Raw genomic sequence first — 25361 nt, 5'->3', positions numbered from 1 at the left:
AAAACCGAAACGACCATATTGCATGACGGGGTGTCCGAATCTTATAGACTGAAAGTGCTGCTGTTGAGGGGTACACGAGAAAATATGCAGCGCCATATCGTGGAGTTGAGATTGAGGTCGATGGATTATTTCTCCATTTATTTATATGCGCATGGAGAAATGTGCAAAAAAATGTATATCACCTGTGCTATACTCTCTGTGTAATCAAGACGAGAGGGAGATAGCGCGATGTACGGTGCAAACAAGAAAATGTTGAATCTGCTGATTCTAAAGGTGCTGCAGGAGCACTCGGATGTAGACCATCGGCTGACACAGGGCGAGATTATCCGTCTGCTGCATCTGCAGTACGGGATTACCTGTGATCGTCGTTCGGTGCGCAGCAACATTCAGTCCCTGCAGGATATGGGCTACGACATCGCAACACGCGGCGGATGTTGGCTCGTAGAACGGGACTTCGATGATGCCGAGCTGCGCATGCTGATCGACAGCGTGCTGTTCTCGCGGACGCTCTCTACGGCGCAGGCAAGACGCCTCGTTGAAAAGCTGCGGTCATTCGGCAATCGCTACTTTCATGCGAAGGTGGCGCACATCTCGAATCTGCCCGAACTCGCACATGCGGACAACAAGCAGGTGATGATCACCCTCGACGTGCTCAACGATGCCATCGAGGAAAAACGCAAGGTGCGGTTTACCTACAACACCTATGGGACGGACTTCAAGCTGCATCCGAAGAGCAGTGTTCCGTACATCGTCAATCCTTATCAACTTGTTGTAAACAACGGTTGGTACTATCTCATCGGTAACTACGATAAATACGATGACGTATCGCACTACCGCATTGACCGCATCACGGCGATTGAGATGCTGCCAGATGCGGCAAAGCCGAAGAGTGCTGTGCGTGAGTTCGCTCGTGGATTCAGCCTCCCGCGCCACATGGCAGAGCATATCTATATGTTCGGCGGCGAGAGTGTCACAGTGAAGATGCGGACATTTCCCTATATGATGGATGCGCTCGTTGACTGGTTTGGCAAAGACTTCCGCATCATGCAGGAGGAGGACGATCAGATGATTGTTACGCTTTCGTGTAATGAGGCAGCGATGCAGTACTGGGCACTGCATCGCTGCCTGTATGTTGAGATTTTAGAGCCGCAGAGTCTGCGTACAACAGTTCGTGAGAATCTGCGGCGGATGGCAAGCATGTATGAGGGGAACGTATGAATCTTTGGAGCAACATCTACACCTACGGACTGACACCGGAGGAGATGGAGTGGGTGCGCAGGACATTCGTGACAGACTTTGGGTATCATCTGTATGAAGCGGAGGAATTCAGCGATCTGCTTGCATTTCCGGCGATTGGCCTTTTCGTGCAGCCACACGCAATGGACGCAGACGAGCGTGAGATTTTGCTGAATTTTTATCACGAAGCCTATGCGGAGGACAGGAGTCTCGTTATCGTATTCATGGAGCGCGTGGAGATTCCTCCTGCACTTATAGATACTTCGCTCTATATCTATGATGGGGGGCCTGAACATACTGCGCAGGTGCGCGGGGCACTTGCATTCTGTGCAGGTGTACGGGATTGTGAGCGGAGTGAGGCTCAGGCGACAATGGTCGATTTTGACGAGGAGGAATGAAGGATATGGAACTCATGGAGCGTTACGAGGCTCTCAAGACAAAAGTCGTGCAGCGCAGAGAGGAGTTTCGCGCACTGATGGCGTATATTGAGCAGGAGACGGCCTATCTGACGGCACCTGCCTCGACGCGATACCATCTCTGTCGAGAGCACGGATTGCTTGAACACAGCATCAATGTCGCTGAACATCTGCTGCGAATCAAGGCGGTCCTCGCCCCTGAGATTAGCGACGAGAGCTGCGTCATCGTTGCTCTCCTCCATGACCTCGGCAAGGCAGGAATGCCCGGCACACCGCAGTATCTGAGCAGCGAACCGTCATCTGGTGAGCGAGCATCGCGCAGCCCTTATCAGTTCAACCGCGACCTCCTCTATCTGAGTGTTCCGATTCGCGGACTTTATCTCGCAGCGAGCAGATTCCCACTGACAGAGGAGGAGGTACAGGCGATCGTCTACCATGACGGGCAGTATGTCGAAGATAATAGGAGCGTTGCCGCGCGGGAGGAAAAGCTGACGCTTCTCTTGCAGTATGCGGACAACTGGAACAGAATAATTAAAAACAGCGCAGAGATCTTTGCATATCAAGGCTCTCTGCGCTTATTTATTTCCCATGACCCCCGCTTGACTCCTTTTCTACCACAGGATCACTCTCGATGCTGTCAATGATCATATCTCGCTCCTGAGGATATAGATGAGCGTAAGTTTGTAGTGTCGTCTCGATTTTTTCATGGCCGAGGCGCTGTGAAATCGCTATGATCGGTATGCCGCGATGGATCAGATACGACGCATGAGAATGTCTGAGATCATGCAGACGAATTTTCTCTACGCCAACTCGTGCAGCCACGCGTTTTATTTCATTCCCTAGTGCATCTTTACTTGTTTCAAACAATCGTGTATCTGAATCTACTGCATGTTGCATACAGATAAACTGCTGGATTTCATCGACAAGAAATGCAGGGATGGTAATATCACGTCTGCTTTTTGGCGTTTTGGGTGGACCGATTAAAACTACGTTATCCAGTCGTGCATAGCTTTTGTTTATATGTATCAAATTCTTGTCAAAATCGTCTGGATCTTGGATGTGGCACGCAAACACCGCAGAGCACCTTACCGGTGCATGAGGAACTCACCCGATTGCGTGCACAACTCAAAGCGCAGGATAAGGAGATTCGGCGATTGAAAAAAGAGAACGACTTTCTGGAAGAAGCAAGCGCTTTTTTCGCCGCCAGCCGTCTGAAGTCAACAAAAACGAACGTATGAAGTTTATTGCGTTCAAGACTTCAGATGGCGCGCTCACGGGGAATATCAGCTTCTGTTGCAGGATGCTCCATGTTACAAGGCAGGGGTTCTATCAGTACATGTCAAACAAAGACCGTCCGTGGAAATATCAGGCGCTGGCCGATGCCATGATGCAGATTCATGCAGAGGATGAATGCAATGACACCTACGGAAGAATCCGCATGTGGCAAGCACTCAACATCAAGCAGCCGGAGGGCGTGCGCATTCCGAGCGAACGTACCGTTTACCGTGTCATGGAAGAAATCGGATTAAGCCATCGGCCCAATCGAAAGCCAAACGGTATCACCAAAGCAGATCGGCAGGCACACATGTCGGAGGATCTGCTGCGCCGTGATTTTCATGCCGATATGCCTCTGTCCAAGTGCATTACGGACATAACGGAGCTCAAGGCGTGTGATGGAAACCTCTATATTTCAGCGCTCTTTGATTGCTATGATGCCGCAGTGCTCGGCCTGTCCATGGATACGAACATGAAAGCACCTCTGTGCGTCAAGATGCTCGATAATGCCATGATTTCATATCCAAAACTCAAAGGGGCAACGGTGCATTCCGATCGCGGCAGCCAATATACGAGCTGGCTGTATCGACAAGCCGTTCAGGATTATGGGATTCGCCAAAGCATGAACAGTGCCGGTGGTCGCTGTCATGACAACGCACGCTGTGAGAGTATGTGGGCACGCATGAAGTCGGAACTGCTTTATGGTCGTTATGACACACAAAAGATGACAACGGAAGAATTGAAGGTGTTGATCTGGCGATACTTCATGAGTTATTGGAACAACCGTCGAATTTGTTCGAGAAACGGCGGGCTTCCTCCGATGGTGAAACGCCGTCTATTTTATGCTTCTCTAGACGTTGCTTCTTAAGCGTTCATTCCCTTGTGGAAAATCTGTCAACTGTTCTTGACAATATCATCTTCACCGGAAGTATGAAGTTTCATTCCATAACACCCGTCCTTTCAAATAGCAAGAGACTATCTCGCGTTTTCAAAGTAGCAAGACGCAAACTCAACATTGTCATCCGTCCATTCCCCAAAACGGGACACAGCTCCGTTTTCCATAAACACCATATAATCGCAGCAATGAGCTACAAGCTCAGGGTCATGGGTGATGATCATTTGCGTTTTGCCCATTTCAGAGAGTTTCTGGATACACGCAGAGACCTCCTTCATATGTCGATAGTCCAGGCCGCTGGTAGGCTCGTCGTACACGATGATTTCTTTATGGGAAGCAATGGCCCCTGCTATGGCGACGCGCTGTTTCTGTCCACCTGAAAGAGACATGGGGTGCTTGTCTTTGTGTGCCAGCAGATCCAGCATGGACAGGATGTTCTGGGCATACTCTGTTTTTTCTTCTTCCGCTATATCCTTGATGCCAAGCGTCACTTCATCAAGCACGCTCTCGGCAAAGAGCTGGTGGTTTACGTCCTGCATAACCATATAGCAGAGTTTCAACCGCTGCTTTGGTTTATATTCCTTGCCGAGAAAAACGAAAGCACCGCGCATTTTCTTTTCCAGACCGCATAGGCACCGGGCCAATGTTGTTTTGCCCGCGCCATTATTCCCCAACACGGCAACAACGGCTCCTTTAGGGATCGTCAGGTTTTCAATATGGAGAATGTCTTTCTTTTTGCTCGTAAAGCAAAAGCTCCTCAGCTCCAGGCTCTCCTTCGTTCTGCTCTTTTTTACGCATTGCGGAACAAAACGGTTTATTGCCCTAAGCCCCATTTCATGCAGATCCTGTGGAGGTTTTTCAAAGAAGGCTGCTCCGGTAAATTCCCGTTCAATTTTCCCATCTTTGAAATAGAGCACCCGGTCTGCAAGGAGGCGAAGCCAATCCAACCGATGCTCCGCTACAATGACGGTTTTTCCCTGTGCTTTCCACAAGCGCAGAATGTTCTCCAGTTCGTGGATTGATCCTATGTCCAAATTTGAAGTTGGCTCGTCTAAAACCAACACATCAGGCTGAAGGGCATGGACAGAAGCGCAGGCTATTTTCTGTTTTTCACCACCGGACAGCGTAAAAAGATTCCTTCCAATCAGCGGCTCCAGGTGCATTGCTGTCACGGTGGTATCAAAACGACGCAGGATTTCGCCGCGATCCATACCCATATTCTCGCAGGCAAATACAATTTCCGTATCTGTTATCAACGTGTAAAACTGCGCCTTGGGATTCTGGAACACGGAGCCAACATATGGTGCCAGCTCGTGCAGCTCGACCTCCTCCGGGTTCTTGCCCTCGACCTGAACTTTACCGGTAAGCGCGCCTTCATAGTAGTTTGGGATCAGCCCATTTACCAATCGGCTGAACGTGGTTTTTCCACTGCCTGATTCCCCGCACAGCAGGACGATTTCTCCTTTGGAAATTTGTATGGAATTATCAAGGATTGCCGCATCATTGTCGGCATTTTCATAAGTAAAAGATACGTTCTCAATTTTTATCAAAGGGAAATCTCCTCCTTAAAGCAGTTCCTGCTACCATCCATAGAAGGTTGAGAGAACAAAGCAAGTGATGACCGCGATGCAGAGCAGTAGTGCGACACCGTCCTGCCAATGAAATCCAATCGGGCAGACATTGGTGCGTCGTACAGGGGAATCCAGCCCTCTCGTAAGGGCGGATGTGGACAGTTCGTTCCCGATTGTGACAAGGCCGGTCAGCAGCGGCACCATCCGATATTCCAGCATCTCCATGGGATTGCGCCATGATCCGACTTCCCGGAGCCGCATGGCATCCCGAATCGCTTTGTATTCCTCCCGTATCGTAGGAAAAAAGCGAAACATCACGGATACCGGGATTGAAAACTTCTTGGGTATATGCAGCCTGTCCATAGCTGCAACAAACTCGCTTACCGTAGTTGTCAGCACCAGAAGGCAAAACATGGACATTCCCGGAATCAGCTTTGTAAACATGGCGATCATGCCAGTAAACAGGAGGTTGAACAGGGGTGATACATGCGGCATCAGCAGCCGGGGAACCGTCGCCGTGAACAAATACATCACTGCATAGTAGGCTGCAATCTGCGGTTTTTTGAGTAAAATGAGGAATAACAACGGGATCGCGGCAAGGCACGGCAGTACAATGTTCATAATTCCGAAGCTGTCGCTTGAAATCATAACGCTGGAAACCGTAAGGCAAAGCAGAATCTTTGTCCGCGGATCAAGAAACATCTGCTTTGCTGTCGGCCTTGTGTTTTTTAGCACGGTTTCCATCAGACCAACCCGCTTCTCACAAAGTGTTTTTTCAGTACAGCCCTGCCAAGCAGTCCACCAATCAAACCTCCAATGAAGGCGGAAAGGATAACCAAAGGCAGCATCCACCAATAGTCAAACCAGCCGGAAATTGTGTACATAAAATCCTGTCCATATGTTGCCGCATTTTTATCAAGCCACTCTGCACTGGCATTCAGCCAATGGATGTAATTGGCACAGGTTGTGATATTCAGGACAGCATACCCCAAAAGGGCACGCTTGGCGCTCTGGTAGTTTCCGGACTTCATAATAAACTCTACAATCAGGCTGATAATAATTCCGCAGATCAGCGCGTCGGGACCCATACCCGTCAGTAAAAGAACAACGCCGTTAATAATCTCAAAAATCAAGATCATTCCAAATTTTTTGATCTTGGCAAAGTAAAGCATCATTGGAATACCAAGGATGATTGCAGCAACAAACGGAATCAACATAAAGCCAATGGGCGTCAAACCAATCGCCACAGCGATCAACACACCGCCTATGACATTGATTGCCGTAAAGATACCAACATTCATCAGGTCTTTTCCGTTCAGCCGGTTTTTGTTCGTTGCTTTTTTCATGTTAATCAGTCCTTTCTAATAAATAAATGATTGAATTCATTTGACTTTCCATGCCAGACTCTCGTTTTGCAGTGAATAGAGGCGATGATACAAGCCGTCCCTCTGCATCAGTTCTTCGTGTGTGCCGGATTCCATCAGTTTCCCTTCGTTCAAAACTATGATCTTATCGCACGCTACTATGGAGCGCAGTTTATGGGCAATAATCAGCACCGTCTTGTTTTCAATAAGCCTTCCGATGGCCTTCTGTATTTTTGTTTCGTTCTCAGGATCAATGGAAGCCGTGCTCTCATCCAGCAGGATTACAGGCGCATCCTTCAGGAATGCGCGGGCAATCGAAAGCCGCTGCCTTTCGCCGCCGGACAGGATCGTTCCGTTTTCTCCAATTATGGTTTCATAACCTTGCGGGAGCCGATCTATAAACTCGTCGCAGCAGGCCAGCTTTGCCGCAGTCAGGACTTCTTCATGGGTTGCATTCTCTTTCCCGATCTTGATGTTGTTATAGATCGTATCATTGAACAGAACCACGTCCTGAAAAACAAAAGAATAATTCTTCAACAATGTGTCCGGAGCAATTTCATTTATGTTGATGCCCCCCAGAGACACGCTCCCTCTGTTTACGTCCCAGAAACGGGCGGCAAGCCGGCAAAGCGTGCTTTTTCCACAGCCCGACGGACCCACCAATGCAGTGATTTGTCCCCGCTTCGCCGTAAAAGAGATATCATGCAGCACATCCTCTTTGTTGTAAGCAAACGACACATGATCAAAGAAAATATCAAAAGATTCTGGTTGCAGATCCGCGTCTCCCTGCTGCTCCGGATAATCCATCAAGTCCCGAATCCGCCCTGCGCTGACCAAAGACGAAATCATTACCCCCAGCGATTCACACGCCTTGGTCAGGGGCTCGTAAATCCTGACCGCAACGAGGAGAAACAAGAGGAATGTAAACAAACTGATTTCTCCCGAAATCAGGAGTGTGGAACCGGTGACGATGACAAGCCCTAAACCGATCCGCATAATGTTATGGGACAGGCCAATCGCAAAGCCAGACAGAAATTCGTACAGAACAAGCCCCCTCAAAATGCGTTTGATCGTGGCTGACAGACGGTTTTGGTAGCCTTTCATTGTTTCTGAGGAACGCAGTACCTTTATGTTTTCCAGGTATTCCTGTAAACCGTCGCTGATGTCCAGCTTTTTTTGCCTGTTTCTTTTATTTGTCCCCTCAGAGATGACCCGGCACAAGGCCATTGCGATCACGACTAATGGGAGGCAAATCGCCAGACTGCCAGCCAGTTTCCAGTTGTAAAACGCGAGGATGACAAGGGCCGTTACGCCCGACAGAAATCCTCCTATAAACTCTGCCACGCTCGTAGAAAGCGCTAACTCCACAGTGGCAACGTCATCCATAACCGTAGAGGTTAAATCGCTCAAGTCGCGCCGCCCGATGTAAGAGAGCGGAAGCCTTCGGATTTTGTCTGCGATCTCCATGCGAAGCCACATGTCTTCTTTTGTGGAAGTCAGGTACTTCTTTCGGTATGTCAGGCGGTAAGCAAAGTAAATTGCGAACAGCAGCAAAAGGGCAGTTCCCCAATATCCCCACAGTGGTATGTTCCCATGTGTTTCGCCAAAGTATCGGTTCATCATTTCATTTGCAACCATTGCAAGCAAGAGAACAGGCAACAGCGTAGCAAGATTGAACAGACACATATACAAACCGGATTTCAGGATGTTCCGACTTCCCTCGTCGCTAATGCGATATATTCTTTTAAGCATATTGCTCCTCTCCAATCCTCCATGAAATACTGCTCTGGTATTCTTCATACATCCTGGCATATACGCCGTGCAAATCCATCAGTTCACGATGGGTTCCCTTCTCAACAATCTTTCCCCGCTCCAAAACACAGATTTGATCAGCGTGTATGATGGTGGAAAGGCGGTGGGCAATCATAATGACGGTTTTCCCTCGCAGCAGTTCGTCCAGAGCTTTCTGTATCAGGTATTCATTTTCTGCGTCAGCAAATGCAGTAGCTTCATCCAGCAGCACCACAGGGGCATTTTTCAGGATTGTACGGGCCAGGGCGATTCGTTGCATTTCACCACCGGAAAGATAGACTCCCTTTGTCCCGATCACCGTGTCTGCGCCTTGTGGCAGCTTTTCCAAAATATCGTCACACTGTGCCAAATGGAGGGCTTGAAAAATATCCTCACGCGAGGCACTTGGATTGAAAACGGCGACATTTTCCATAATCGACATCTTAAATAAATTCGTGTCCTGGAATACAATACTGACCTGCTCCATCCAATGCCTATAGTCCATTTCCCGCACATCCACTCCGCCGACCCGGATAACGCCGTCATCGACATCCCAAAATCTCGCAACCAGATTTGCAATGGTGCTTTTTCCACCGCCAGACTTCCCGACCAGCGCAGTAATCGTACCCTCCCGCACGTCTAAAGAAACATCGTCCAAGGCTTTTCCGGCAGCATCCTCATAAGAAAATGAAACATGGTCAAGGGATATACCATACCCCGTCGGAAGCTGCGGCGTTTTCGTTTCCGGCAGTGGCTTTTCCTTCAAAATCTGATCGATTGCGTCCAATGACGCCTGGGAGATCATTAGGTTGGACGAGCTGTTCATAATACGTGCTAAGATCGTTACGACGGTAGGAATCAGAACCGAAAAGAACAGAAAACTCAATACCGTTTTTTCAGGGTTGTAGCTTGCGTTGAAAAGGATAATGCCTCCGGGAATCAGGAAAAAGAAGATACCGTTAATTGCGGCATGATAAGCGCTGTCTGTATTTTGCATGGAGAGCGCGTACTTCAGCAAATAATCGCCGTACTCTTTTACCGCAGCTTTATAGCGCTGAAAAGAATTGGCAGTTTGCTGAAATACCTTTACAACAGCAATGCCCCTGACGTATTCCGTAACGGCATTGCTGATGTCCTCGGCAGATTTCTGATATTGCTTGACAAAACCTTCGCTTTCATCCTTCAGCATATAATAAAGGATACCAAAGCCAATCAGAATCGGGATCAGGCAGATGAAAGACAACCGCCAGTCATACACAAACATAAATGCAAGAAAAGCAACCGGCAGCGCAACCGCTCCTGCAAAGTCCGGAATCTGGTGTGCAATCAGCGTTTCCAGATTGTCCGAGTTCTTTTCAATAATTTTTCGTTGTTTCCCGCTGGGATTTGTCGTGTGATACCCCAAAGGCAGATTCCCAATGTGTCGGACAATCTGAATCCGCAGCTTTGCAACCGTATTAAACGCGGTGATGTGAGAAAACAGCAATGCCATCCCGTATAATCCAAAGGATATAAGGATCAAGGATACGGCGCGCCAGCCCATATCGACCATATAGGCCTGATCCAGTGAAGAAATATTGCCAAGAGACTGAACGATCTCTTTTGCCACGTTATACACGCACACAAAGGCATATAGGTTGATAACTGAGGAAACAGCAGATAATACAATGGCGATGCCCATTGTGATTTTGAACATTCCCATATGCCGGAACAGACGCCCCAGCACCCCTTTTTCTTTCATATTGTCTTTCATACTGTCAACTCCTTGATTTGCATATTGGTTAGTCAGAGCTAACTATAGAGCCAAAATTTTTGCCCCTTTCGAGGCATTTGAAACGATGTTTCAAATATGATTTTACAGCTTATATCGCTTATTGTCAATCTGTTCTTTCTTGACATGTAGCATCCTGTTCTATAAAATGAAAACAGAGTTTCAATCTTTCAGGAAGAGAGGATTCACATGAAACGAATTGCCGGTGTATCAGAACGCTTATTAGAATGTGCCAGAAGTGAATTTTTAGATAAAGGGTTCCAAGCTGCCTCCATACGGGAGATTGCCAAAAAAGCAGAAACCAGCGCACGTGCTGTCTATACGCGCTTTCCAAATAAAGAGGGCCTTTTTGACGCAATCGTTTCGCCCATTACAGATGGGCTTATCGAACTATATCAGAACTATGCAGAGCAGTTTTGGTCGAAGGGTATAGGTCAGGATGGAGCAGATGCCATTTCTTTTGATGATACTGCGATCTATGTTGACATGATTGACTATATTTATGATCATAAAGATGAGTTTCTGTTGATTCAAACATCCTTAGGGGGCACACGGCATACGGCGCTGATTGAAGATTTAACTGATAAGAATCTTTCTTATGTCTCTATATGGCCGGAACCATCGGGGGGTGCAGGGACCGAAAAAGAATTGATGATGAGAGTACTGCACATGCTGACCAATTCCTTTTACGCATCTATGTTCGAACCTCTCCGCCACAACATGAACCGTAGGGAAGCACGTTTTTATGTTGAAACGCTATGTGCTTTTTTTGTCGCAGGAATTAATCGTCTGTTGAAAAAGGAATGATGCCTTCTAAATTATTTTTATCAAAAAGAGCCGATGATCACAGCCACGGACTGTCGATCATCGGCTCTGCGTCTGTGCGTCAGGCTCTTTGATGATAGTGACATTTCCTTGTTTCAGATCAATCAGCGTTTCTTTCCGGCACTTAGGACAGAACAGAGGGAAGTTAATCAATACCGTATCCTTTCCGTGCTTTTCATGTTCGCTTTTGTAAACCATATCACAGATTCCATTCGCCCGACCTAGCGCTTGGAATCTCTTTTTCTTTGCAAAGAATTATTAGCCATCTTCCCCCCCCCTCTTGTGTCATAATTTTCTTATACTTGAAACGTAGGAGGGAAGGCCGTTGTTTGCAAAGACCTATGGTGTGACGACCCTCGGGAATGACGGGCGGATGATCGACGTGGAGGTGGATGTGTCACCGGGACTGCCGGGCTTTGAGCTGGTCGGGCTTCCCGATAGGTCGGCGAAGGAGTCAAAGGAGCGGGTACGCACTGCAATCCGCAACTCCGGCATTCAGCTGCGGCAGGAGCGGGTGACGGTGAATCTTGCGCCCGCCGATGTGCGAAAGGACAGTTCCGGGCTTGATCTGCCGATTGCGGTTGGTCTCCTTGCATCCTACGGCATGGTTCTCGAGGCGGCGATGCGGCAGGCACTTTTCTCTGCGGAACTCTCTCTCGATGGGAACTGTCGTCCGATCAGCGGCATCCTTCCAATGGCGATTACAGCATGTGAGCGGGGACTTACGGAGTTCTACGTTGCACCGTCCAATGCAGATGAGGTACTGCTCGTTTGACGGACTAAAGGTCTATGCGGTCGAGAATCTGGCGCAGCTCGTGCGTCATCTGACGGGAACGGAGACGCTGACTCCTGCTGTGCCACATCCAACAGAACAGAAAAAGATGCGGCTTTTACCGATGACTTTGCGGACGTATAGGGACAGTATCAGGCGAAGCGTGCGCTTGAGATTGCAGCGGCGGGAGAGCATAATGTATGGAATCTCTTGCGTAAGGGTATGTTTCCACCCGACGATCATGTATATATGACACATTAGCTTTCAGATATTCCAGATAAATCGGGTCAATTACTTGATCTGCATTCACTAAACGCCGCACATTCAAATACTTAAACGCTTATCAGCACTGACCGATCGGAGCGATGCTGCGTCTTGGAATTCCTAAGGTGAAAATCGCCCAAAACCTCGGCATCGCATGCTCCACTCTGTACGCTGAAATAAAGCGCAGTACAGCAAGGCAGATGCGTTCAGACTGGACATACTATGACCAGCATTTTGACGAAACTGGTCAAATCGTTTATGAGCGTAATCGCAAGAACGCAGTAAAGTCCTCCAAGCTCATTGCGCGCGGGATTTCATCCGATATGTAGAAGCCCCCGCATTCTTAAAGACAAGCATTCCCCTGGTGCGATCTGCGGGCTCAACAGACGTACATATCTATTTGAGGTTCAGATCTGCACGAAGACCACCTAACTAAGAGATCGCTGCGGGGCACAGTTTTCACAGGTGTTTCATACGACCATCTGCGACAATGGGAGCGGTTTGTTCGTCTGCAAGACGCTGTTCTGGAGGCGAAGGCGTACTATGCTCGGCTCGTCCTTACGTCCATAGGGAATGTGGAACGAAGGGGAAGCAGAATGCGCTCATTTGGTATTTCATTCCGAAGGGGATGGATATGACGAACTTGAGCGAGGAAGAAGTGGAGCGCGTAGAGGATTGGGTCAATACGCTGCCACTCAAAATTCTAGGTTATGAGGCGCTGCAAGAATGCTTCGATGCCGCACTAAAAAATCTTCGGCCATAGTTTTTGATTCTGTTATGTTCTGCTGTCTGATTTGATATTGCGACTTAGGATACATTTTGCGCGGAGGCAGGGATACGGTTGAGAAGAGCAGCGCAGCAGAGCGCAGCCGATGCGGCGCACACTTGAAGTGCGAGACCGTCCACATAGGTGGCGGGAGAGCTGAGGGATGCGCCGTCTCCCATGAGAAACTCACCCGTAAGCACAATCCCGAATGCACCTGCGAGCTGCTGCCCCGTCGTCAGGATGGCACCGCCAACGCCCGCGTCTTCCATCGGCAGATAGCGCAGGACAACACCCGTTGCAATGGGAATCACTGTGCCATTGCCGACACCGAGGACAAACAGCGCGAGGATGACAAAGGGAATCGCAGTGGACAGCCCCGTGATCGAGTCGAGCAAGACGGCGAAGATGCCCGCGCTGGTACAGATTGTTCCGCAGATCAGTACGCGCGGCGGCGCGAACTTCCGCATGAGTGCAGGTCCTGCGGACGAGGCGAGGACGAACCCCGTGCCGACCGCCATAAAGACGAGCCCCGCCGTCTGTGGTGTGAGTTCACAGATATTCTGCAGGTAGAGACCGAGCACGACAAAGAAGGGGACAATGGCGGCGTACAGGCATACATTGAGAAAAATTCCGACCGTATAGCCACGATAACGAAAGAGCCGAAGAGGACTTCCGAGATGCTTTTGGTGTGCCTCGTGTACAGCGTTTGGGCTTGAGGGCAGCGACCTGCAGCCAATGCCGGCGATCAGGCAGATTGGCATGTTGGCGAGGAAAATCATGCGCCAACCGAGTCCGAGGAAATCCCATGCGGGAATCCAGCCGCCGAGTACCTGCCCCATGATCTGTCCGAGTCCGATGGACACGCCGAATGCGGATAGTGCCTGCACACGTGCATTATCTTCGTATGAGACACGAATCAGAGCGAGTACTTGCGGCACCATGACAGCGCCCGAAAGCCCCTGCAGCAGGCGTGCGACAACAAGTTGCGGTGCCGTCTGAGCAGCACCGCAGAGCACCGAGGTCACGGCAAAAAGAAAAAGCCCGAGACGGTAGATACGCCGCCGTCCGAAACGGTCACCAAGGCGTCCGCCGACAACCAGCCCAACGCCGTAGACGAGCGCATAGCCGCTCATAATGCCCTCGAATTCTGCAGCCGACGGATGTAAGGAAGAAATGATGGTGGGGGCGGCGACATTGATAACGAACTGGTCGAAGATGGACAGAAACGAGCCGACCAGGATAAAGGGCAGGATATAAAGTGAGGCAGATATCGCTGTGCACGTTGAAGTAACGTTGTTTTTCATCTCCACTGGCATCCCCTTTGTGATATAATACATACAATTATTATGTTAGACTGCTTATTGTATGATTTCAACAGTAAAATTGTATGTATGACAATGTTGTAGGAGATGTCCTATGCCCATCAATTCGTTCGATGATTATCCGATGACATGGAGTCCCGCACGCGCGGGGCTCCATCCTCCGCTTTATCGTGCGCTTGCCGCGCAGCTTGAACGTGATATCCTCAGCGGACGACTGCCGCCGCATACAAAGCTCCCGCCGCAGCGGGAGCTTGCCGATTACCTCGATCTCAATCTGAGCACAGTGACGCGTGCCTTTCGTCTCTGTACGGACAAGGGGTTGATCTATGCGGTCATTGGGCGCGGGACGTTCGTCTCGCCGAATGCCATGCTGCATGATACCGTGGGAGGAACGGAAAAGTTACTCATCGAACTTGGCAGCATTCATCCGTACGATTCACTTAGCGAGATTCTTACGGATACTGCACGGGAGATCCTGCGCGGCAGGGATGCAGCGCGGCTCTTCACGCTTGGCAGTGAACAGGATGAGAACCGTCATGCGCGGACTGCGTGCAGCTGGCTTGCACGTTTTTCTCTCACGGCAGAGCCGATGAATCTCCTCCTTACTGCCGGAACGCAGAGTGCACTTGCAATCGTACTCACTGCGCTGTTCGATGCAGGGGATCGAATTGCGGTGGACAGGTATACGTATGCGAATTTCATCAGCCTTGCAAAACAGCTGAACATCCGACTCATCCCCATCGAGGGAGATGTGGACGGGATGCTGCCGGATGCGCTCGCGCAGCAGCATCAGCAGATAAACATCAAGGGTATCTATCTTATGCCGTCCTGCGCGAATCCGACTGGCATCGTTATGCCTGAGGAGCGGCGCAGGGATATTGCAGCAGTGCTGCGTAAGCACAACATCCTTTTGATTGAGGACAATGCCTACGGCTTTACGGCACGCGGGAACGCTGCGCCCATGACCGTGCTCCTCCCGCGGCAGTCCGTTTATCTGCACAGTCTTTCAAAACTTACCTGTCCCGGACTGCGTGTTGCATACATGCTTGTTCCATCGCATTTTAGGCAGCGCATTCGAAGAGCGGCGCGCAGCATCAGCATGGCGATCCCGCCGCTGAGTGCGGAGATCGCATCAGATCTGATTGAAAGCGGCGCAGCGGAGCGTATAATGCGGGAGAAATGTCGGATGTCAGAGGATCGCAATCGCATCTTTCGAGGGATCTTCCCTGCACATACGGGGAATACACGCGGCTTCTTCCAATGGATGCCACTGCCTGTGGGATGCGGTGGGGCGAATTTCGAGGCACAGGCACAGCATCGCGGTGTGCGTGTACTCTCGTCGGATCACTTTGCCGTCGGCGGGGAGGCGGAGCATTCCTTTATTCGCCTCGCCCTCTGCTCGCCGCCAACGAATGAGGAGCTCGTGCGCGGACTGCGGATTGTTCATGATCTGATGGAGGAAAATACGATCCCGCCGCAGACGGAGACATTGATCCTTTAGGAAGAATAAAGCAAGAGCGCAGTGAATTGTCCTCCCTACAATTTTTACCTTGTCATGACGGACGGGCGGTGCTATCGTAATGGAAGAGGTGATACAATGAAAACAATAGGGCTGATCGGTGGTATGAGTTGGGAAAGCACCGTGACATACTATCAGGTCATCAACGAAACTATAAAAAAGCAGCTGGGCGGTCTGCACTCTGCAAAATGTATTCTATACAGCGTCGATTTTGATGAAATCGAGAAATATCAAGCGAGCGGGGAATGGGATAAGAGCGCAGATGTTTTGTCTGAAGCCGCACAAGCATTAGAACGGGCGGGGGCGGATTATATCGTAATCTGCACCAATACGATGCACAAGGTAGCGCCTGAAATCGGCAGGAGAATTCATATCCCAATCCTGCATATTGCGGACATGACCGCTGTACAGCTAAAGAAACACGGCATCCGAAAAGTCGGCCTGCTCGGCACGAAATATACCATGCAGCAGGATTTCTATAAAAATATTTTGATCGAACAGGGGATTGAGGTCGTCATTCCAAATGATGCTGGTGTCGATATCGTAAATCGCATTATTTACTATGAACTGTGTCTCGGGAAAATCTTGGAGAAGTCCAAAGCCGCATATCTGGACATTATTCATGAACTCGCACGAAACGGGGCGCAGGGCATCATCCTAGGATGTACTGAAATCGGACTTCTTATCCAGCAATCCGATACCGATATTCCACTCTTTGATACTACACTCATTCATGCGAAGCAGGCGGCACTCAAATCACTTGAGCGATAACAAAGAGATTCCATTCGTCCGATTGACGTTTGGAATCTCTTTGTTACTTCATATGCTATTTGCAATTATTCCATCATGCGAGACAGTACATCGGCAACAATGGGGAGTGTTGTCACGCCGTCAACGTCCAGATAGTGTCTGCCCGTCTTGGTCTCATAAAAGACTGCGTCGAATCGTTCGGCAAACGAGCGGCTGAACTCGTGGGGGACAATCGGATCGTCTATGGCGGAAACAACAGCTCTGTTTGGGATTGTTCTTGAAAGCAGTTTATAGTTTGGGGGTGTGGCGGTGAATTCATCGAGGAACGAAAAGTCTGGAATCGACTGATCGAATCCGGAAACGAGTACAACGCCGCCGATTGGTGCAGCGACTGTTTGTAAATATCGCAGCGTTGTAATGCATCCCAGACTATGGGCAACAAAATAGGTGTTTGATGTTACGCTCGTGAGATGCTCTGAGAGAAATGATATCCATGTTTTGCAGTCCGGCTGTGCTGGTGTCGGCATATCGATGGATTCAGTGGTAACACCTTTGTCTGTCAGAAATTTGTTCAGCCAGGGGAACCAGTGCCGCGTGGATGATGCGTCAAACTCGTGAATGATATATACGTTCTTATCATGTGCCTGCTTACTCATTTCATTCTCCTTTGCAGTATTATATGTCGTAAAACGCTTGATTTATAGTACTGCGTGTCGGAGACTGGCACAAGTAGGCACTTTTTAGTGAGTGCCGAATGAGCTGTTGATGGGATACGCTTTTCCCCAATCGCACATTGCGTTGATGATGGGGACGAATGTTTTTCCTTTATCGGACAGGGAGTATTCGACCTTTGGGGGCACCTGTGGATATTCCTTGCGTATAATCATGCCATCTTTTTCAAGCTCCTTCAGCTGCGTACTCAGCATTTTGTGCGTGATAGGAGCCAGATTTCGTTTCAGAGCGCCATATCGTAAAATGGAATCACATGAAAGCTCATAGAGGATGCGCATTTTCCACTTACCCCCGATGACTGCTAAGGTTGATAAAAACGGAGCCTCTTTGCTGCGGCAGAGATTTTGAATCATGTAATTCTCTCCTTTTGGATAGTATCTTACAAATTAGTGCGTACTATATTGAGTGGTATACAATGATTATAATGATGCTGACAAAAATAGCAAGATTTAGGAGGGAGTCATGGATGAGCAATATTTTTTCATCCTATCAGATCAAAAAAGTGATGTTCAAAAACAGAATCGTTATGGCGCCGATGGTACGGTTCGGGTTTCCTTGCAGTGACGGGATTATGGGAGATGTGCTTATCCGCGAATACCTTGAATATTGCGATCAAGAGATTGGGCTTCTCATCAGCCAGTCTCTGAGCATATCAGCATCAGACGATCCCATGGCGCGTTCTGCCGGAACATCCGGTGGAGCAGGAGCGTATTCAAAGCGACATATTCCATATCTGCAGCAGCTTGCAGATCGTTGTCATAGGTGCGGAAGCAGGTTCTTTGTACAGCTGGGCAAAGGTGGATATGATTTTTTGGCATTTGATTCCAAAGATGTCAACACGCTGACAATAGCAGATTTGGAGCGCATACGAGATGATTTTATAAATGCCGCATATATTTGTTTCTGTGCGGGAGCAGATGGTGTCGAACTACACGGCGCACATGGTTTTTTTCTGAATATGATGACCTCTGCCGAGGCGAATCGACGCAGCGACAAATATGGAGGAGATCTGTATGGGCGGCTGACGCTTGCCCGAGAGATCGTGGGCGGTATTCAGAAATTCGCCGATGACCATTTCATCCTGTCCTATCGAATGGGCTGGACAAATTCACTGGAGGAGGATATTGCAGCAGCGCAGGCGTTCGAGGATATCGGCATCGAAATGCTACATGTCTCGCACGGGATACCGCAGACACGGAACTTCCATCTGCCTGCCGATTATGAATATAGCAGCATTGTATACGCAGGTTCTTCGATCAAGCCGCACATACACATCCCCATCGTCACCGTATGGGGGATTGACACGCTTGCACGAGGCAACGTTCTCGTGGAACATAATTCCTGTGATTTTGTCGCCTGTGGTAGGGCGTTTCTTGCCGATCCATCATTTGTCGTGCGATCGATGGAGAATATGAATTATCGCCCCTGTCTTGGTTGTAAAACATGTCGATGGTTCACCGATGGCAGGAAATGTCCCGCACGCATTATGCGGAAAAAGAATCCTGCGCGAAGATGATCTTCAAGGCGCGGTTGGCGTTATATGATACGTTCAAATTTTTATGGCTGAGAGAGCCTGCTTGTTGAAGGATGCCTCTCAAACCAACAAACGAGAGATTCCAGTCGTCCTGCCTAGCGTTTGGAATCTCTTTTTTCTTTGCAAAGAATCATTAGCCATCTTCCCCTATCCTGTGTTATAATTTCTTATATTTGAAACGTAGGAGGGAAGGCCGTTGTTTGCAAAGACTTATGGTGCGACGACCCTCGGGATTGATGGACAGATTATCGACGTTGAAGTGGATGTGTCACCGGGGCTGCCGGGCTTTGAACTGGTGGGGCTTCCCGATACGTCAGTGAAGGAGTCGAAGGAGCGTGTGCGCACTGCAATCCGCAACTCCGGCATTCAGTTGCGGCAGGAGCGAGTGACGGTGAATCTTGCGCCCGCCGATGTGCGAAAGGACAGCTCCGGGCTTGATCTGCCGATTGCCGTTGGTCTCCTTGCATCCTACGGCATGGTTCCGGAGGCAACGGTACGGAATGCACTTTTCTCAGCGGAACTCTCTCTTGATGGGAACTGCCGTCCGTTTAGCGGTGTTTTCTCGATGGCGATTACGGCAAGGGAAAACAGATTAACGGAGTTCTATGTTGTGCCGCCCAATGTGGTGAAGAATTTCATCTGACAACATTTCAGCTTTTGTATATTTCCTAGGAATTTGCCGAACGCTGTCCAACCAATATGAGCGGGGGACAGCGCCAGCGTGTAGGAATTGCACGCGCATTGTTATTCCAGATGTGGAAATCTTCGCATAGCAGGTATTTCAGCAAGATAAAGAGCAGCGATGAAATGTAGTGACCCCCAAAAGTTAGACTTGAGGAATCTAACTTTTGGGGGTCAGGTCATTATCTATGACGTTTGGAATCTCTTTTTCTTCCATTAGTTATTTTGCTCGTATGTTGACCAAAACGTCGTGTAAGGCGATCCCCGGCGTGCCGGTTCGCACTTCTCCCATATCGGCGGACTGTCCTGCATTGAGCCAGTTGAGCGTGAAAACGCGGCTTTCCCCCTGTGGACAGAGAATCGTATCCTGTGGCACGGTTTCCGTGAGGTGTACCGTGACGTGAAGTTCCCCCATTTCATTCCAGAGAATGGCGGCGCTGTTTTCGGACAGCCCGTTTGCCGCAGTGGTTTTGGGGTGAAGAAAGACAACGGGATGCTCGGGAAGCTTCGTTTCCGGCATTTGATACTGACTGTTGATGTTTTGCTGTGCGTGCGGCGTTAGAAAATAGAATGGATACTCCTGTGTTGGAAAGAGAATGCTGCCAATGTCGGCGAGGGAACAGCAGTGAAATTTTCCATCATCCGTGGCAAATTGATGGTCTGCCCACGGGACGCCTACATCATAAGAGCGTGTGCCCTTTTCGAGTTCGCGCCAGTGCTGAATGGAAAGGCGCTCGTACACGGCGGGCGTAAAGGCCTCGTCAAGGAAGTCAGCGGCCTCTTTTTGATGTGGGAAGGTGCTCGTATGGGGGGTGAGTTCGTTGAGGCGGCGCGTCAACAAACGGGCGATCTCAAGGTCGCTCTTCGCCTCGCCGCGCGGCAGGATGGCGGGGGTGTTCAGTCCGACCCAGTGATGAAAATATCCTGTGTAGGCATCGAGTTCCTCGAACTCTGTTGTGACGGGCAGAAACAGGTCGGACAGTGCGGCACTCTGCGTGAGGAATTTATCTGCTGTGACAACAAAATCAAGCTGTGTCCAAGTGGATAGAAGCTTTTGCAGAGAGACATCCTGACCGAGCGGATTGCGGCAGGCGATCCATAGGAAGCGAACCGGCGGGTCATGAAGGGCGGCAAGTGAATCGGCGAACTGGTTGATGTCGATGAAACGCGTATCACTGCGTCGCTGCATAATCGCATCAGAAAATAGAAGCATCCCCTGATGGGCATAGTTTACGCCGCCCCCTCTGCATCCGATGTTTCCCGTCAACATGGAGAGTGCGTCGATGAGTCGAACCGCGAAGCCGCCGTAACGATGTCGCTGCATTCCAAAGCCACACCATACGTGCATGGGATGGTTTTCTTCGATGAGCGCGGCAAGTTTTTGGACGGCATCCAGCGATTGTCCTGCGGTGCGCAGAAGCTCGTCTGCATCGAGTGCCGAGAGGTCGCGCAGGAACGAGGATCCGCCTGTAATATGTGCGGGCATATCGTGGAGCATGTTGCGTTTTTCGAGCAGGTGGAGCAGGGCAAGTGCGAAGGAGGCATCGCTCCCGGGACGCAGCTGGATATAGTAGTCTGCTTTGCGTGCTGTTTCTGTAAAAACGGGGTCAAGGACGACGATCGTCGCACCTCTGCGTCGTGCCTCGTAGAAATATGGCATACAGTGCGCCGCTGTCCATGCGGGGTTCACACCCCAGAGGAGGATGAGCTTGGACTGTGTGACATCACGAATGCTGGAGGTGATATTTGCACCGAAATCGAAATACTGTGCATCAAGACCTGCGGAAAGACAAGGGGTTCCCCGCGTCTGAGTGGTTGCGCCCAGACTGTTGAACATCCCTTCGACGGAACGGTGCAGGAGTCCCAAATTGCCTGAATACTTGTTGAGGCAGAGCGGCAGCGTTGAGCCGTAGGCCGCTTTGATGTCCAAGATTTTGTGTGCGAGGAGATCGATGGCCCGCGCCCATGAGATGCGTGACCATCTGCCGCTGCCGCGCCCATGCTGAATCATCGGATAGAGAATGCGGCGCGGGTCGTAGATGGAGGAGAGAATGTGCTGGCGTTTGGCGCATAGACGACCTGCCGTGATGGGGTTCTGTGCATCGCCGTAGAGATCCGTGATTTGTCAGTCCCGACTTCGTGCGATGATGGCGCAGGAGTCATAGCAGTTGCGCGTGCAGATATGATGGGTGATTTGATCTGTTTTATGCGTGAGCATGGAAAACCTCGTTAAAAGGAAGCAGGAAACGCATTCTGTGCGATGCGTTTCCTGCTTCCTTTATCTCAGTGGAACAAGGGGAAGGGGAGAACGGAGGCGTAGAAGAGCTGATGTCCGAGCAGCTCCCCGAGGGCAATCAGCAGAAACGCCCAGAGAGAAAGGCGATGTGCCGCAGCACGCGGTACGGACATTTTCCTGAGCAGGAAGAGCGGCAGGAGTGCACCGACGATAATGCGAAGAACGAGCCAGCCGGTCGGAAGCATCAGGTGGTCTGCCTGCACAACAGCATAGGCAATGCTGATTACAATGCCCGCAAGCAGGGCGAGTGAAATGATGCGCACGAGGGGGAACTGCACCGCCTGTTTTTTCTGCAGCAGCAGAAACTGCAGGAGCGCTGATCCCGCAGCGAAGGTCGTCAGCAGGAAGAACAGCAGAGGGAAGGGAGCGTCCCACGCAGGGCGCGAGGGGAGGGTGTAGACGAGAGAGGTCGAGAGAATGCTGAGCAGACCGGCAACACTTCCCAGTATACCACAGAAACGATGCAGTGCAGCATTTCGTGCTGAAAAAAAGAAGTAGAGCACCACCATGACGCAGAACATATTGATCCCCAAAATTTCTCGGCTGAGCCAGGAATGATCGAGGCCGAGGAGGGCGCGCCATCCGCCGGCAGGATCTCCGAGATGCGCGGTCGAACACGCCATCGACAACACGGCGCAGAGAAAGATGACGCAGGTGCAAAAGCGGACGACCTTTTGTTCCAGTGAATTTTTTGCTTCTATAATTGTCAGGAAGAGAAAGGCACCGACAGCAATTTGAGAGAGCGTCGTGAAAAACACGAGCGGCAGTTCGTCGAATGTCATCATTTTGTTTCCCTCCAGTTCTGTTTGCCCATCTTAGCCTCGATGAATCGCGTAGAGGGGTGTGTCATATCGGTCGGCGGAAGCCCCGGCAGCGTGTCGCGGTACGCTGCATTTTGGGGGGTGGACAGATCGATGATCTCTAGTGCCTCCACAGGGCAGCTCTTTACGCAGATGGGGGCTTCCCCGTTATCCAGACGCTCGGCACACATCTCACACTTGCTGACCTTGCCAAGCGTCTTGTCGAAGCAGGGAACCCGATACGGGCACGCCATCATGCAGAGCTTACAGCCGATGCAGCGGTCCTGGTCGTGCATCACAATGCCGTCGTCGCGTTTGCTGTAGGCACTGGTTGGGCACGCCTTCATGCAGGATGGCGCATCACAGTGATTGCAGGCGAGCGAGACGCTGACGCGGCAGGGCTGGGGGAGATCCTTTTCCTGCATATAGTACACCTTGCGCCAGTGGACAGAGGCTTCCTGCTGATAGAAGTTCTTGCAGGCAATTTCACACGCATTGCAGGCAATGCAGCGATCCGTATGAACGAGAAAGGCATAACGTTTGCTCAAGAGACTCACTCCTTTCAGGCTTTCACCATGGCGACAAAGTTATCGTGGAACGCGAGACCTGGTGAGCCAGTCGCTTTCTTTCCCATATCGGAGGGAATGGCGTGCAGGGTCGTGTTGATGTTAAACGGCGTATCTTTCAGCCACATCTCGTAGACGACGAGAGTATCGGGCGCAACCGTGTGCGTAAGATGTGTCTTTAGACGCACTTCGCCCTCGTCGTTGTAAAGACGAACCATATCCCCCTCGGCAACATGGTACTGCTCTGCCGTATTCGGATGAATCTCCACCGTCGGCTCATGACAAATATTTGCCATCCAATCGAGGTTCTGGAACTGCGAGTTTATGCTGAGCTTCCAATGCGGGGAAATCAGACGCAGGGGGTATGACTCGGGCACGTCCATCGGCTCGTTCCAGATCGGGAGCAGCTCGTGCCCCTCGGTTTGTGCCGCCTCGGATGCAAATTCGTATTTTCCTGACGGCGTCTTGAATTTGCCGTTCTGCCAGCCGATCAGACCCTTTACTGCCTTGCGCGGACCCTTTTTGAGTTCCTCCCAATGCGTGAGTCCGAACTGCGCCAAAAAGTCTGGGGAAAACTCAGCGGCAAGCCATTCGTCGACAGTACCTGAGGTCGGATAGGTACAGCTTCCGGGCGAGAGCGCATTCAGGTGGGCGGAAAGCCCCATGGCAATCTCAAGATCGCTCTTTGCCTCGTACATAGGCGCAATTGCCTGTTCGTTGAGCGAGAGCCAGTAATGCCAGTAGGAGACGTTCAGTCCGGCGGTTTCAAAGGCAGTTGTTACGGGGAGGACGATATCGCTCATGGCGACGGTCGGCGTCATAAAGAGATCTGCCGTCACGACGAGATCCATGGATTCGAACACTTTTTTTACCACGGCGGCCTCGGGATCCTGCGTCATAGGGTTGCGGCAGGCGATCCAAAGCATTTTGATCGGAGGATCTTGCGCGTCCAGAACCTCACGGCCAAAATTATTGATATTGATGATACGATCTTTTTCCGTGGCTGTTCCTGCGGGGAGCTTCATTTTCATGGCATGATACTGGATGCCCCATGTTTGGAGCTGCGCGTACTGTGCGCCGCCACCGGAGACCCCGATATTTCCTGTCATGGCAGCGAGTGTGTCGATGCAGCGTACATTCTGGCCACCGTTTACATGGCGCTGCATCCCATATCCGATCCAGATGTTCGCGGGCTTGGTCGTTGCGTATTCCTGTGCCAAGGCTTCGATGACGCTTGCCTCAATGCCCGTTTCCTTCGCCGCCCATTCGACGGTGATGTTTTCACGCAGGTACTGGAAGTATTCTTCGTAGCCCTTCGCATTCTGCTGCAGCCAATTCCTATCGACGAGATCATGCTCCAGGATGTAGCTGGCCATGCCGAGTGCGAGAGCACCGTCCGTGCTCGCTTTGATCTGGATGTACCAATCCGCTTTCGAGGCGGTTTGGGTAAGTGTGGGGTCAATGACGACCAATTTGCAGCCCTGTCGCTGTGCCTGCTCAATGAGATACATGGAGTGCACCGAGCACCATGCTGGATTTGCCCCCCAGATAATCAGGTACTTGCTGTTGACGAGATCCTCAGGGTCGTTGTTCCAGATTGTCCCGAAGTCGAAGGTCTGCGCATCAATGCCCGCAGGCCAGCACGGTGTTCCCGTCGCCCGCGACGTATGTCCGATGCTCGACATCATGCCCTCTACGCAGTAGTTGAGCAGGTTGAAATTGCCCGAGTACTTGTTGAGACAGATGGGGAGTGTAGAGCCGTATTCTTCCTTGATGGAGAGAATCTGCTTGGCAATGATGTCGAATGCTTCATCCCAGCTGATCCGTTCCCATTTCCCACTGCCGCGCCCCACCTGGCGCATGGGGTATTTGATCCGATCCGGACTATAGACGGATCGTGTATAGGAAAATCCCTTTGCACAGAGACGCCCATGTGTATACGTGTTGGCGGGGTTGCCCTCGACGTATTTCAAAACGCCGCCTTTGACCGTCGATAGAATGGAGCACGAGTCATAGCAGTTGCGCGGACAGGCACTTTGAAAAACCTGTTCGACCGTCTCTGCTGCGACGGGGCGGAACGGCGTTTTGTTAAGAACGAGCGAAGAACCAATTCCGGCGGAAATCACTGCGGCGAGACTTCCCTTTAGGAAGGTTCGGCGGCTAAATGAATGCGGCGAATTCATGAGAGAGCCTCCTTTTCAGATGTGAAAAACGG

At 50.5% G+C, this 25361-nt stretch carries 23 protein-coding genes and 2 pseudogenes; 11 read left to right on the top strand and 14 right to left on the bottom strand.

From position 1 onward, the window contains the following. The first annotated feature begins 228 nt into the window (after window positions 1-228). Genes HMPREF9166_RS01420 through HMPREF9166_RS01410 form a run of 3 tightly spaced genes read left to right on the top strand, consistent with a single transcriptional unit; the run spans window position 229 to window position 2296 of the window. The gene (locus tag HMPREF9166_RS01420; RefSeq protein WP_009442256.1) at window positions 229-1218 is read left to right on the top strand and encodes a YafY family protein; all 990 of its coding nucleotides are present in this window, start codon (window positions 229-231) and stop codon (window positions 1216-1218) included. After that, complete coding sequence (locus tag HMPREF9166_RS01415; protein ID WP_009442255.1) at window positions 1215-1634, top strand: hypothetical protein; 420 nt, start codon at window positions 1215-1217, stop codon at window positions 1632-1634. The genes HMPREF9166_RS01420 and HMPREF9166_RS01415 overlap by 4 nt, the downstream gene beginning before the upstream one ends. A 5-nt stretch (window positions 1635-1639) precedes the next feature. Then, entirely contained in the window at window positions 1640-2296 is a 657-nt protein-coding gene (locus tag HMPREF9166_RS01410; protein WP_254654997.1) for an HD domain-containing protein, read from the top strand. Here the strand turns inward: HMPREF9166_RS01410 and HMPREF9166_RS13265 are convergent. Continuing rightward, a complete protein-coding gene (locus HMPREF9166_RS13265) occupies window positions 2232-2549 on the bottom strand; it encodes a tyrosine-type recombinase/integrase (RefSeq protein WP_371137024.1) in 318 nt (105 codons plus the stop codon). The two genes, HMPREF9166_RS01410 and HMPREF9166_RS13265, sit on opposite strands and share 65 nt — an antisense overlap. A 337-nt stretch (window positions 2550-2886) precedes the next feature. Here HMPREF9166_RS13265 and HMPREF9166_RS01400 point away from each other — a divergent pair, with 337 nt between their 5' ends. Further along, window positions 2887-3795 carry an IS3 family transposase gene (locus HMPREF9166_RS01400; RefSeq protein WP_009442252.1) on the top strand — a complete coding sequence of 303 codons (909 nt, stop codon included), beginning with the start codon at window positions 2887-2889 and terminating at the stop codon, window positions 3793-3795. Window positions 3796-3902: 107 nt separating this feature from the next. Here HMPREF9166_RS01400 and HMPREF9166_RS01395 read toward each other — a convergent pair whose 3' ends face one another. Genes HMPREF9166_RS01395 through HMPREF9166_RS01375 form a run of 5 tightly spaced genes read right to left on the bottom strand, consistent with a single transcriptional unit; the run spans window position 3903 to window position 10301 of the window. Further along, window positions 3903-5372, bottom strand: coding sequence for an ABC transporter ATP-binding protein (locus HMPREF9166_RS01395; protein WP_009442251.1), 1470 nt, complete (start codon window positions 5370-5372; stop codon window positions 3903-3905). A gap of 30 nt (window positions 5373-5402) precedes the next feature. Next, a complete protein-coding gene (locus HMPREF9166_RS01390) occupies window positions 5403-6137 on the bottom strand; it encodes an energy-coupling factor transporter transmembrane component T (protein WP_009442250.1) in 735 nt (244 codons plus the stop codon). Then, the gene (locus HMPREF9166_RS01385) at window positions 6137-6739 is read right to left on the bottom strand and encodes an MptD family putative ECF transporter S component (RefSeq protein WP_009442249.1); all 603 of its coding nucleotides are present in this window, start codon (window positions 6737-6739) and stop codon (window positions 6137-6139) included. Before HMPREF9166_RS01385 ends, HMPREF9166_RS01390 begins: the two co-directional genes overlap by 1 nt. 36 nt (window positions 6740-6775) lie before the next feature. Further along, a complete protein-coding gene (locus HMPREF9166_RS01380) occupies window positions 6776-8509 on the bottom strand; it encodes an ABC transporter ATP-binding protein (protein ID WP_039980812.1) in 1734 nt (577 codons plus the stop codon). Then, complete coding sequence (locus tag HMPREF9166_RS01375) at window positions 8502-10301, bottom strand: ABC transporter ATP-binding protein (protein WP_009442247.1); 1800 nt, start codon at window positions 10299-10301, stop codon at window positions 8502-8504. The genes HMPREF9166_RS01380 and HMPREF9166_RS01375 overlap by 8 nt, the downstream gene beginning before the upstream one ends. Before the next feature lie 207 nt (window positions 10302-10508). Here HMPREF9166_RS01375 and HMPREF9166_RS01370 point away from each other — a divergent pair, with 207 nt between their 5' ends. Beyond that, a complete protein-coding gene (locus tag HMPREF9166_RS01370; RefSeq protein WP_009442246.1) occupies window positions 10509-11126 on the top strand; it encodes a TetR/AcrR family transcriptional regulator in 618 nt (205 codons plus the stop codon). Window positions 11127-11183: 57 nt separating this feature from the next. On the opposite strand, the gene HMPREF9166_RS11805 is transcribed toward HMPREF9166_RS01370, so the two are convergent. Beyond that, the gene (locus HMPREF9166_RS11805; protein WP_009442245.1) at window positions 11184-11342 is read right to left on the bottom strand and encodes a cysteine-rich KTR domain-containing protein; all 159 of its coding nucleotides are present in this window, start codon (window positions 11340-11342) and stop codon (window positions 11184-11186) included. A 127-nt stretch (window positions 11343-11469) separates the two neighbouring features. Between HMPREF9166_RS11805 and HMPREF9166_RS01365 the strand changes: the two are divergent. After that, a pseudogene (locus HMPREF9166_RS01365) lies at window positions 11470-12057 on the top strand (magnesium chelatase domain-containing protein); the annotation flags it as partial. Between the two features lie 757 nt (window positions 12058-12814). After that, window positions 12815-12943 carry a hypothetical protein gene (locus HMPREF9166_RS13230; RefSeq protein ID WP_256359022.1) on the top strand — a complete coding sequence of 43 codons (129 nt, stop codon included), beginning with the start codon at window positions 12815-12817 and terminating at the stop codon, window positions 12941-12943. 44 nt (window positions 12944-12987) lie between these two features. Here the strand turns inward: HMPREF9166_RS13230 and HMPREF9166_RS01355 are convergent, their stop codons facing one another. Next, the gene (locus tag HMPREF9166_RS01355) at window positions 12988-14250 is read right to left on the bottom strand and encodes an MFS transporter (protein ID WP_254654995.1); all 1263 of its coding nucleotides are present in this window, start codon (window positions 14248-14250) and stop codon (window positions 12988-12990) included. Between the two features lie 112 nt (window positions 14251-14362). Here HMPREF9166_RS01355 and HMPREF9166_RS01350 point away from each other — a divergent pair, with 112 nt between their 5' ends. After that, window positions 14363-15769 carry a PLP-dependent aminotransferase family protein gene (locus tag HMPREF9166_RS01350; RefSeq protein WP_009442240.1) on the top strand — a complete coding sequence of 469 codons (1407 nt, stop codon included), beginning with the start codon at window positions 14363-14365 and terminating at the stop codon, window positions 15767-15769. A gap of 96 nt (window positions 15770-15865) precedes the next feature. Continuing rightward, complete coding sequence (locus tag HMPREF9166_RS01345) at window positions 15866-16558, top strand: aspartate/glutamate racemase family protein (RefSeq protein WP_039980810.1); 693 nt, start codon at window positions 15866-15868, stop codon at window positions 16556-16558. Between the two features lie 65 nt (window positions 16559-16623). On the opposite strand, the gene HMPREF9166_RS01340 is transcribed toward HMPREF9166_RS01345, so the two are convergent. Beyond that, window positions 16624-17193 (bottom strand): alpha/beta hydrolase, encoded by a 570-nt coding sequence (locus HMPREF9166_RS01340; RefSeq protein WP_009442237.1) that lies wholly within the window; start codon window positions 17191-17193, stop codon window positions 16624-16626. A gap of 84 nt (window positions 17194-17277) precedes the next feature. Next, window positions 17278-17622, bottom strand: coding sequence for a helix-turn-helix domain-containing protein (locus HMPREF9166_RS01335; RefSeq protein ID WP_009442236.1), 345 nt, complete (start codon window positions 17620-17622; stop codon window positions 17278-17280). Between the two features lie 113 nt (window positions 17623-17735). Between HMPREF9166_RS01335 and HMPREF9166_RS01330 the strand changes: the two genes are divergently transcribed. After that, on the top strand, window positions 17736-18785 hold the full coding sequence (locus tag HMPREF9166_RS01330; RefSeq protein WP_039980808.1) for a tRNA-dihydrouridine synthase: 1050 nt from the start codon (window positions 17736-17738) through the stop codon (window positions 18783-18785). A 214-nt stretch (window positions 18786-18999) separates the two neighbouring features. Further along, window positions 19000-19425 (top strand): annotated as a pseudogene (locus HMPREF9166_RS01325) (magnesium chelatase domain-containing protein); the annotation flags it as partial. Window positions 19426-19704: 279 nt separating this feature from the next. Here the strand turns inward: HMPREF9166_RS01325 and HMPREF9166_RS01320 are convergent. From HMPREF9166_RS01320 to HMPREF9166_RS01305, 4 genes are all read right to left on the bottom strand, one after another. Beyond that, on the bottom strand, window positions 19705-21507 hold the full coding sequence (locus HMPREF9166_RS01320; RefSeq protein ID WP_256359024.1) for a molybdopterin-dependent oxidoreductase: 1803 nt from the start codon (window positions 21505-21507) through the stop codon (window positions 19705-19707). Window positions 21508-21767: 260 nt separating this feature from the next. Then, window positions 21768-22565: a DmsC/YnfH family molybdoenzyme membrane anchor subunit gene (locus tag HMPREF9166_RS01315; RefSeq protein WP_009442231.1), complete on the bottom strand. Its 798-nt coding sequence runs from the start codon at window positions 22563-22565 to the stop codon at window positions 21768-21770. Next, on the bottom strand, window positions 22562-23137 hold the full coding sequence (locus tag HMPREF9166_RS01310; RefSeq protein ID WP_009442230.1) for a 4Fe-4S dicluster domain-containing protein: 576 nt from the start codon (window positions 23135-23137) through the stop codon (window positions 22562-22564). Before HMPREF9166_RS01310 ends, HMPREF9166_RS01315 begins: the two co-directional genes overlap by 4 nt. Window positions 23138-23142: 5 nt before the next feature. Further along, window positions 23143-25329 (bottom strand): molybdopterin-dependent oxidoreductase, encoded by a 2187-nt coding sequence (locus HMPREF9166_RS01305; protein WP_009442229.1) that lies wholly within the window; start codon window positions 25327-25329, stop codon window positions 23143-23145. Window positions 25330-25361: the final 32 nt, after the last annotated feature.

This window comes from Selenomonas sp. oral taxon 149 str. 67H29BP, assembly GCF_000146365.1.
GTDB lineage: Bacteria > Bacillota > Negativicutes > Selenomonadales > Selenomonadaceae > Centipeda > Centipeda felix.
This window is presented reverse-complemented; position numbering and strand designations above follow the sequence as displayed.

Excerpts from the sequence above, each read along its gene's own strand:
- HMPREF9166_RS01420 (WP_009442256.1), top strand. The coding sequence starts at position 229 with ATGTACGGTGCAAACAAGAAAATGTTGAATCTGCTGATTCTAAAGGTG.
- HMPREF9166_RS01415 (WP_009442255.1), top strand. The coding sequence starts at position 1,215 with ATGAATCTTTGGAGCAACATCTACACCTACGGACTGACACCGGAGGAG.
- HMPREF9166_RS01410 (WP_254654997.1), top strand. The coding sequence starts at position 1,640 with ATGGAACTCATGGAGCGTTACGAGGCTCTCAAGACAAAAGTCGTGCAG.
- HMPREF9166_RS13265 (WP_371137024.1), bottom strand. The coding sequence starts at position 2,549 with ATGCAACATGCAGTAGATTCAGATACACGATTGTTTGAAACAAGTAAA.
- HMPREF9166_RS01400 (WP_009442252.1), top strand. The coding sequence starts at position 2,887 with ATGAAGTTTATTGCGTTCAAGACTTCAGATGGCGCGCTCACGGGGAAT.
- HMPREF9166_RS01390 (WP_009442250.1), bottom strand. The coding sequence starts at position 6,137 with ATGGAAACCGTGCTAAAAAACACAAGGCCGACAGCAAAGCAGATGTTT.
- HMPREF9166_RS01385 (WP_009442249.1), bottom strand. The coding sequence starts at position 6,739 with ATGAAAAAAGCAACGAACAAAAACCGGCTGAACGGAAAAGACCTGATG.
- HMPREF9166_RS01380 (WP_039980812.1), bottom strand. The coding sequence starts at position 8,509 with ATGCTTAAAAGAATATATCGCATTAGCGACGAGGGAAGTCGGAACATC.
- HMPREF9166_RS01375 (WP_009442247.1), bottom strand. The coding sequence starts at position 10,301 with ATGAAAGACAATATGAAAGAAAAAGGGGTGCTGGGGCGTCTGTTCCGG.
- HMPREF9166_RS01370 (WP_009442246.1), top strand. The coding sequence starts at position 10,509 with ATGAAACGAATTGCCGGTGTATCAGAACGCTTATTAGAATGTGCCAGA.
- HMPREF9166_RS11805 (WP_009442245.1), bottom strand. The coding sequence starts at position 11,342 with ATGGTTTACAAAAGCGAACATGAAAAGCACGGAAAGGATACGGTATTG.
- HMPREF9166_RS13230 (WP_256359022.1), top strand. The coding sequence starts at position 12,815 with ATGACGAACTTGAGCGAGGAAGAAGTGGAGCGCGTAGAGGATTGGGTC.
- HMPREF9166_RS01355 (WP_254654995.1), bottom strand. The coding sequence starts at position 14,250 with ATGAAAAACAACGTTACTTCAACGTGCACAGCGATATCTGCCTCACTT.
- HMPREF9166_RS01350 (WP_009442240.1), top strand. The coding sequence starts at position 14,363 with ATGCCCATCAATTCGTTCGATGATTATCCGATGACATGGAGTCCCGCA.
- HMPREF9166_RS01345 (WP_039980810.1), top strand. The coding sequence starts at position 15,866 with ATGAAAACAATAGGGCTGATCGGTGGTATGAGTTGGGAAAGCACCGTG.
- HMPREF9166_RS01340 (WP_009442237.1), bottom strand. The coding sequence starts at position 17,193 with ATGAGTAAGCAGGCACATGATAAGAACGTATATATCATTCACGAGTTT.
- HMPREF9166_RS01335 (WP_009442236.1), bottom strand. The coding sequence starts at position 17,622 with ATGATTCAAAATCTCTGCCGCAGCAAAGAGGCTCCGTTTTTATCAACC.
- HMPREF9166_RS01330 (WP_039980808.1), top strand. The coding sequence starts at position 17,736 with ATGAGCAATATTTTTTCATCCTATCAGATCAAAAAAGTGATGTTCAAA.
- HMPREF9166_RS01315 (WP_009442231.1), bottom strand. The coding sequence starts at position 22,565 with ATGATGACATTCGACGAACTGCCGCTCGTGTTTTTCACGACGCTCTCT.
- HMPREF9166_RS01305 (WP_009442229.1), bottom strand. The coding sequence starts at position 25,329 with ATGAATTCGCCGCATTCATTTAGCCGCCGAACCTTCCTAAAGGGAAGT.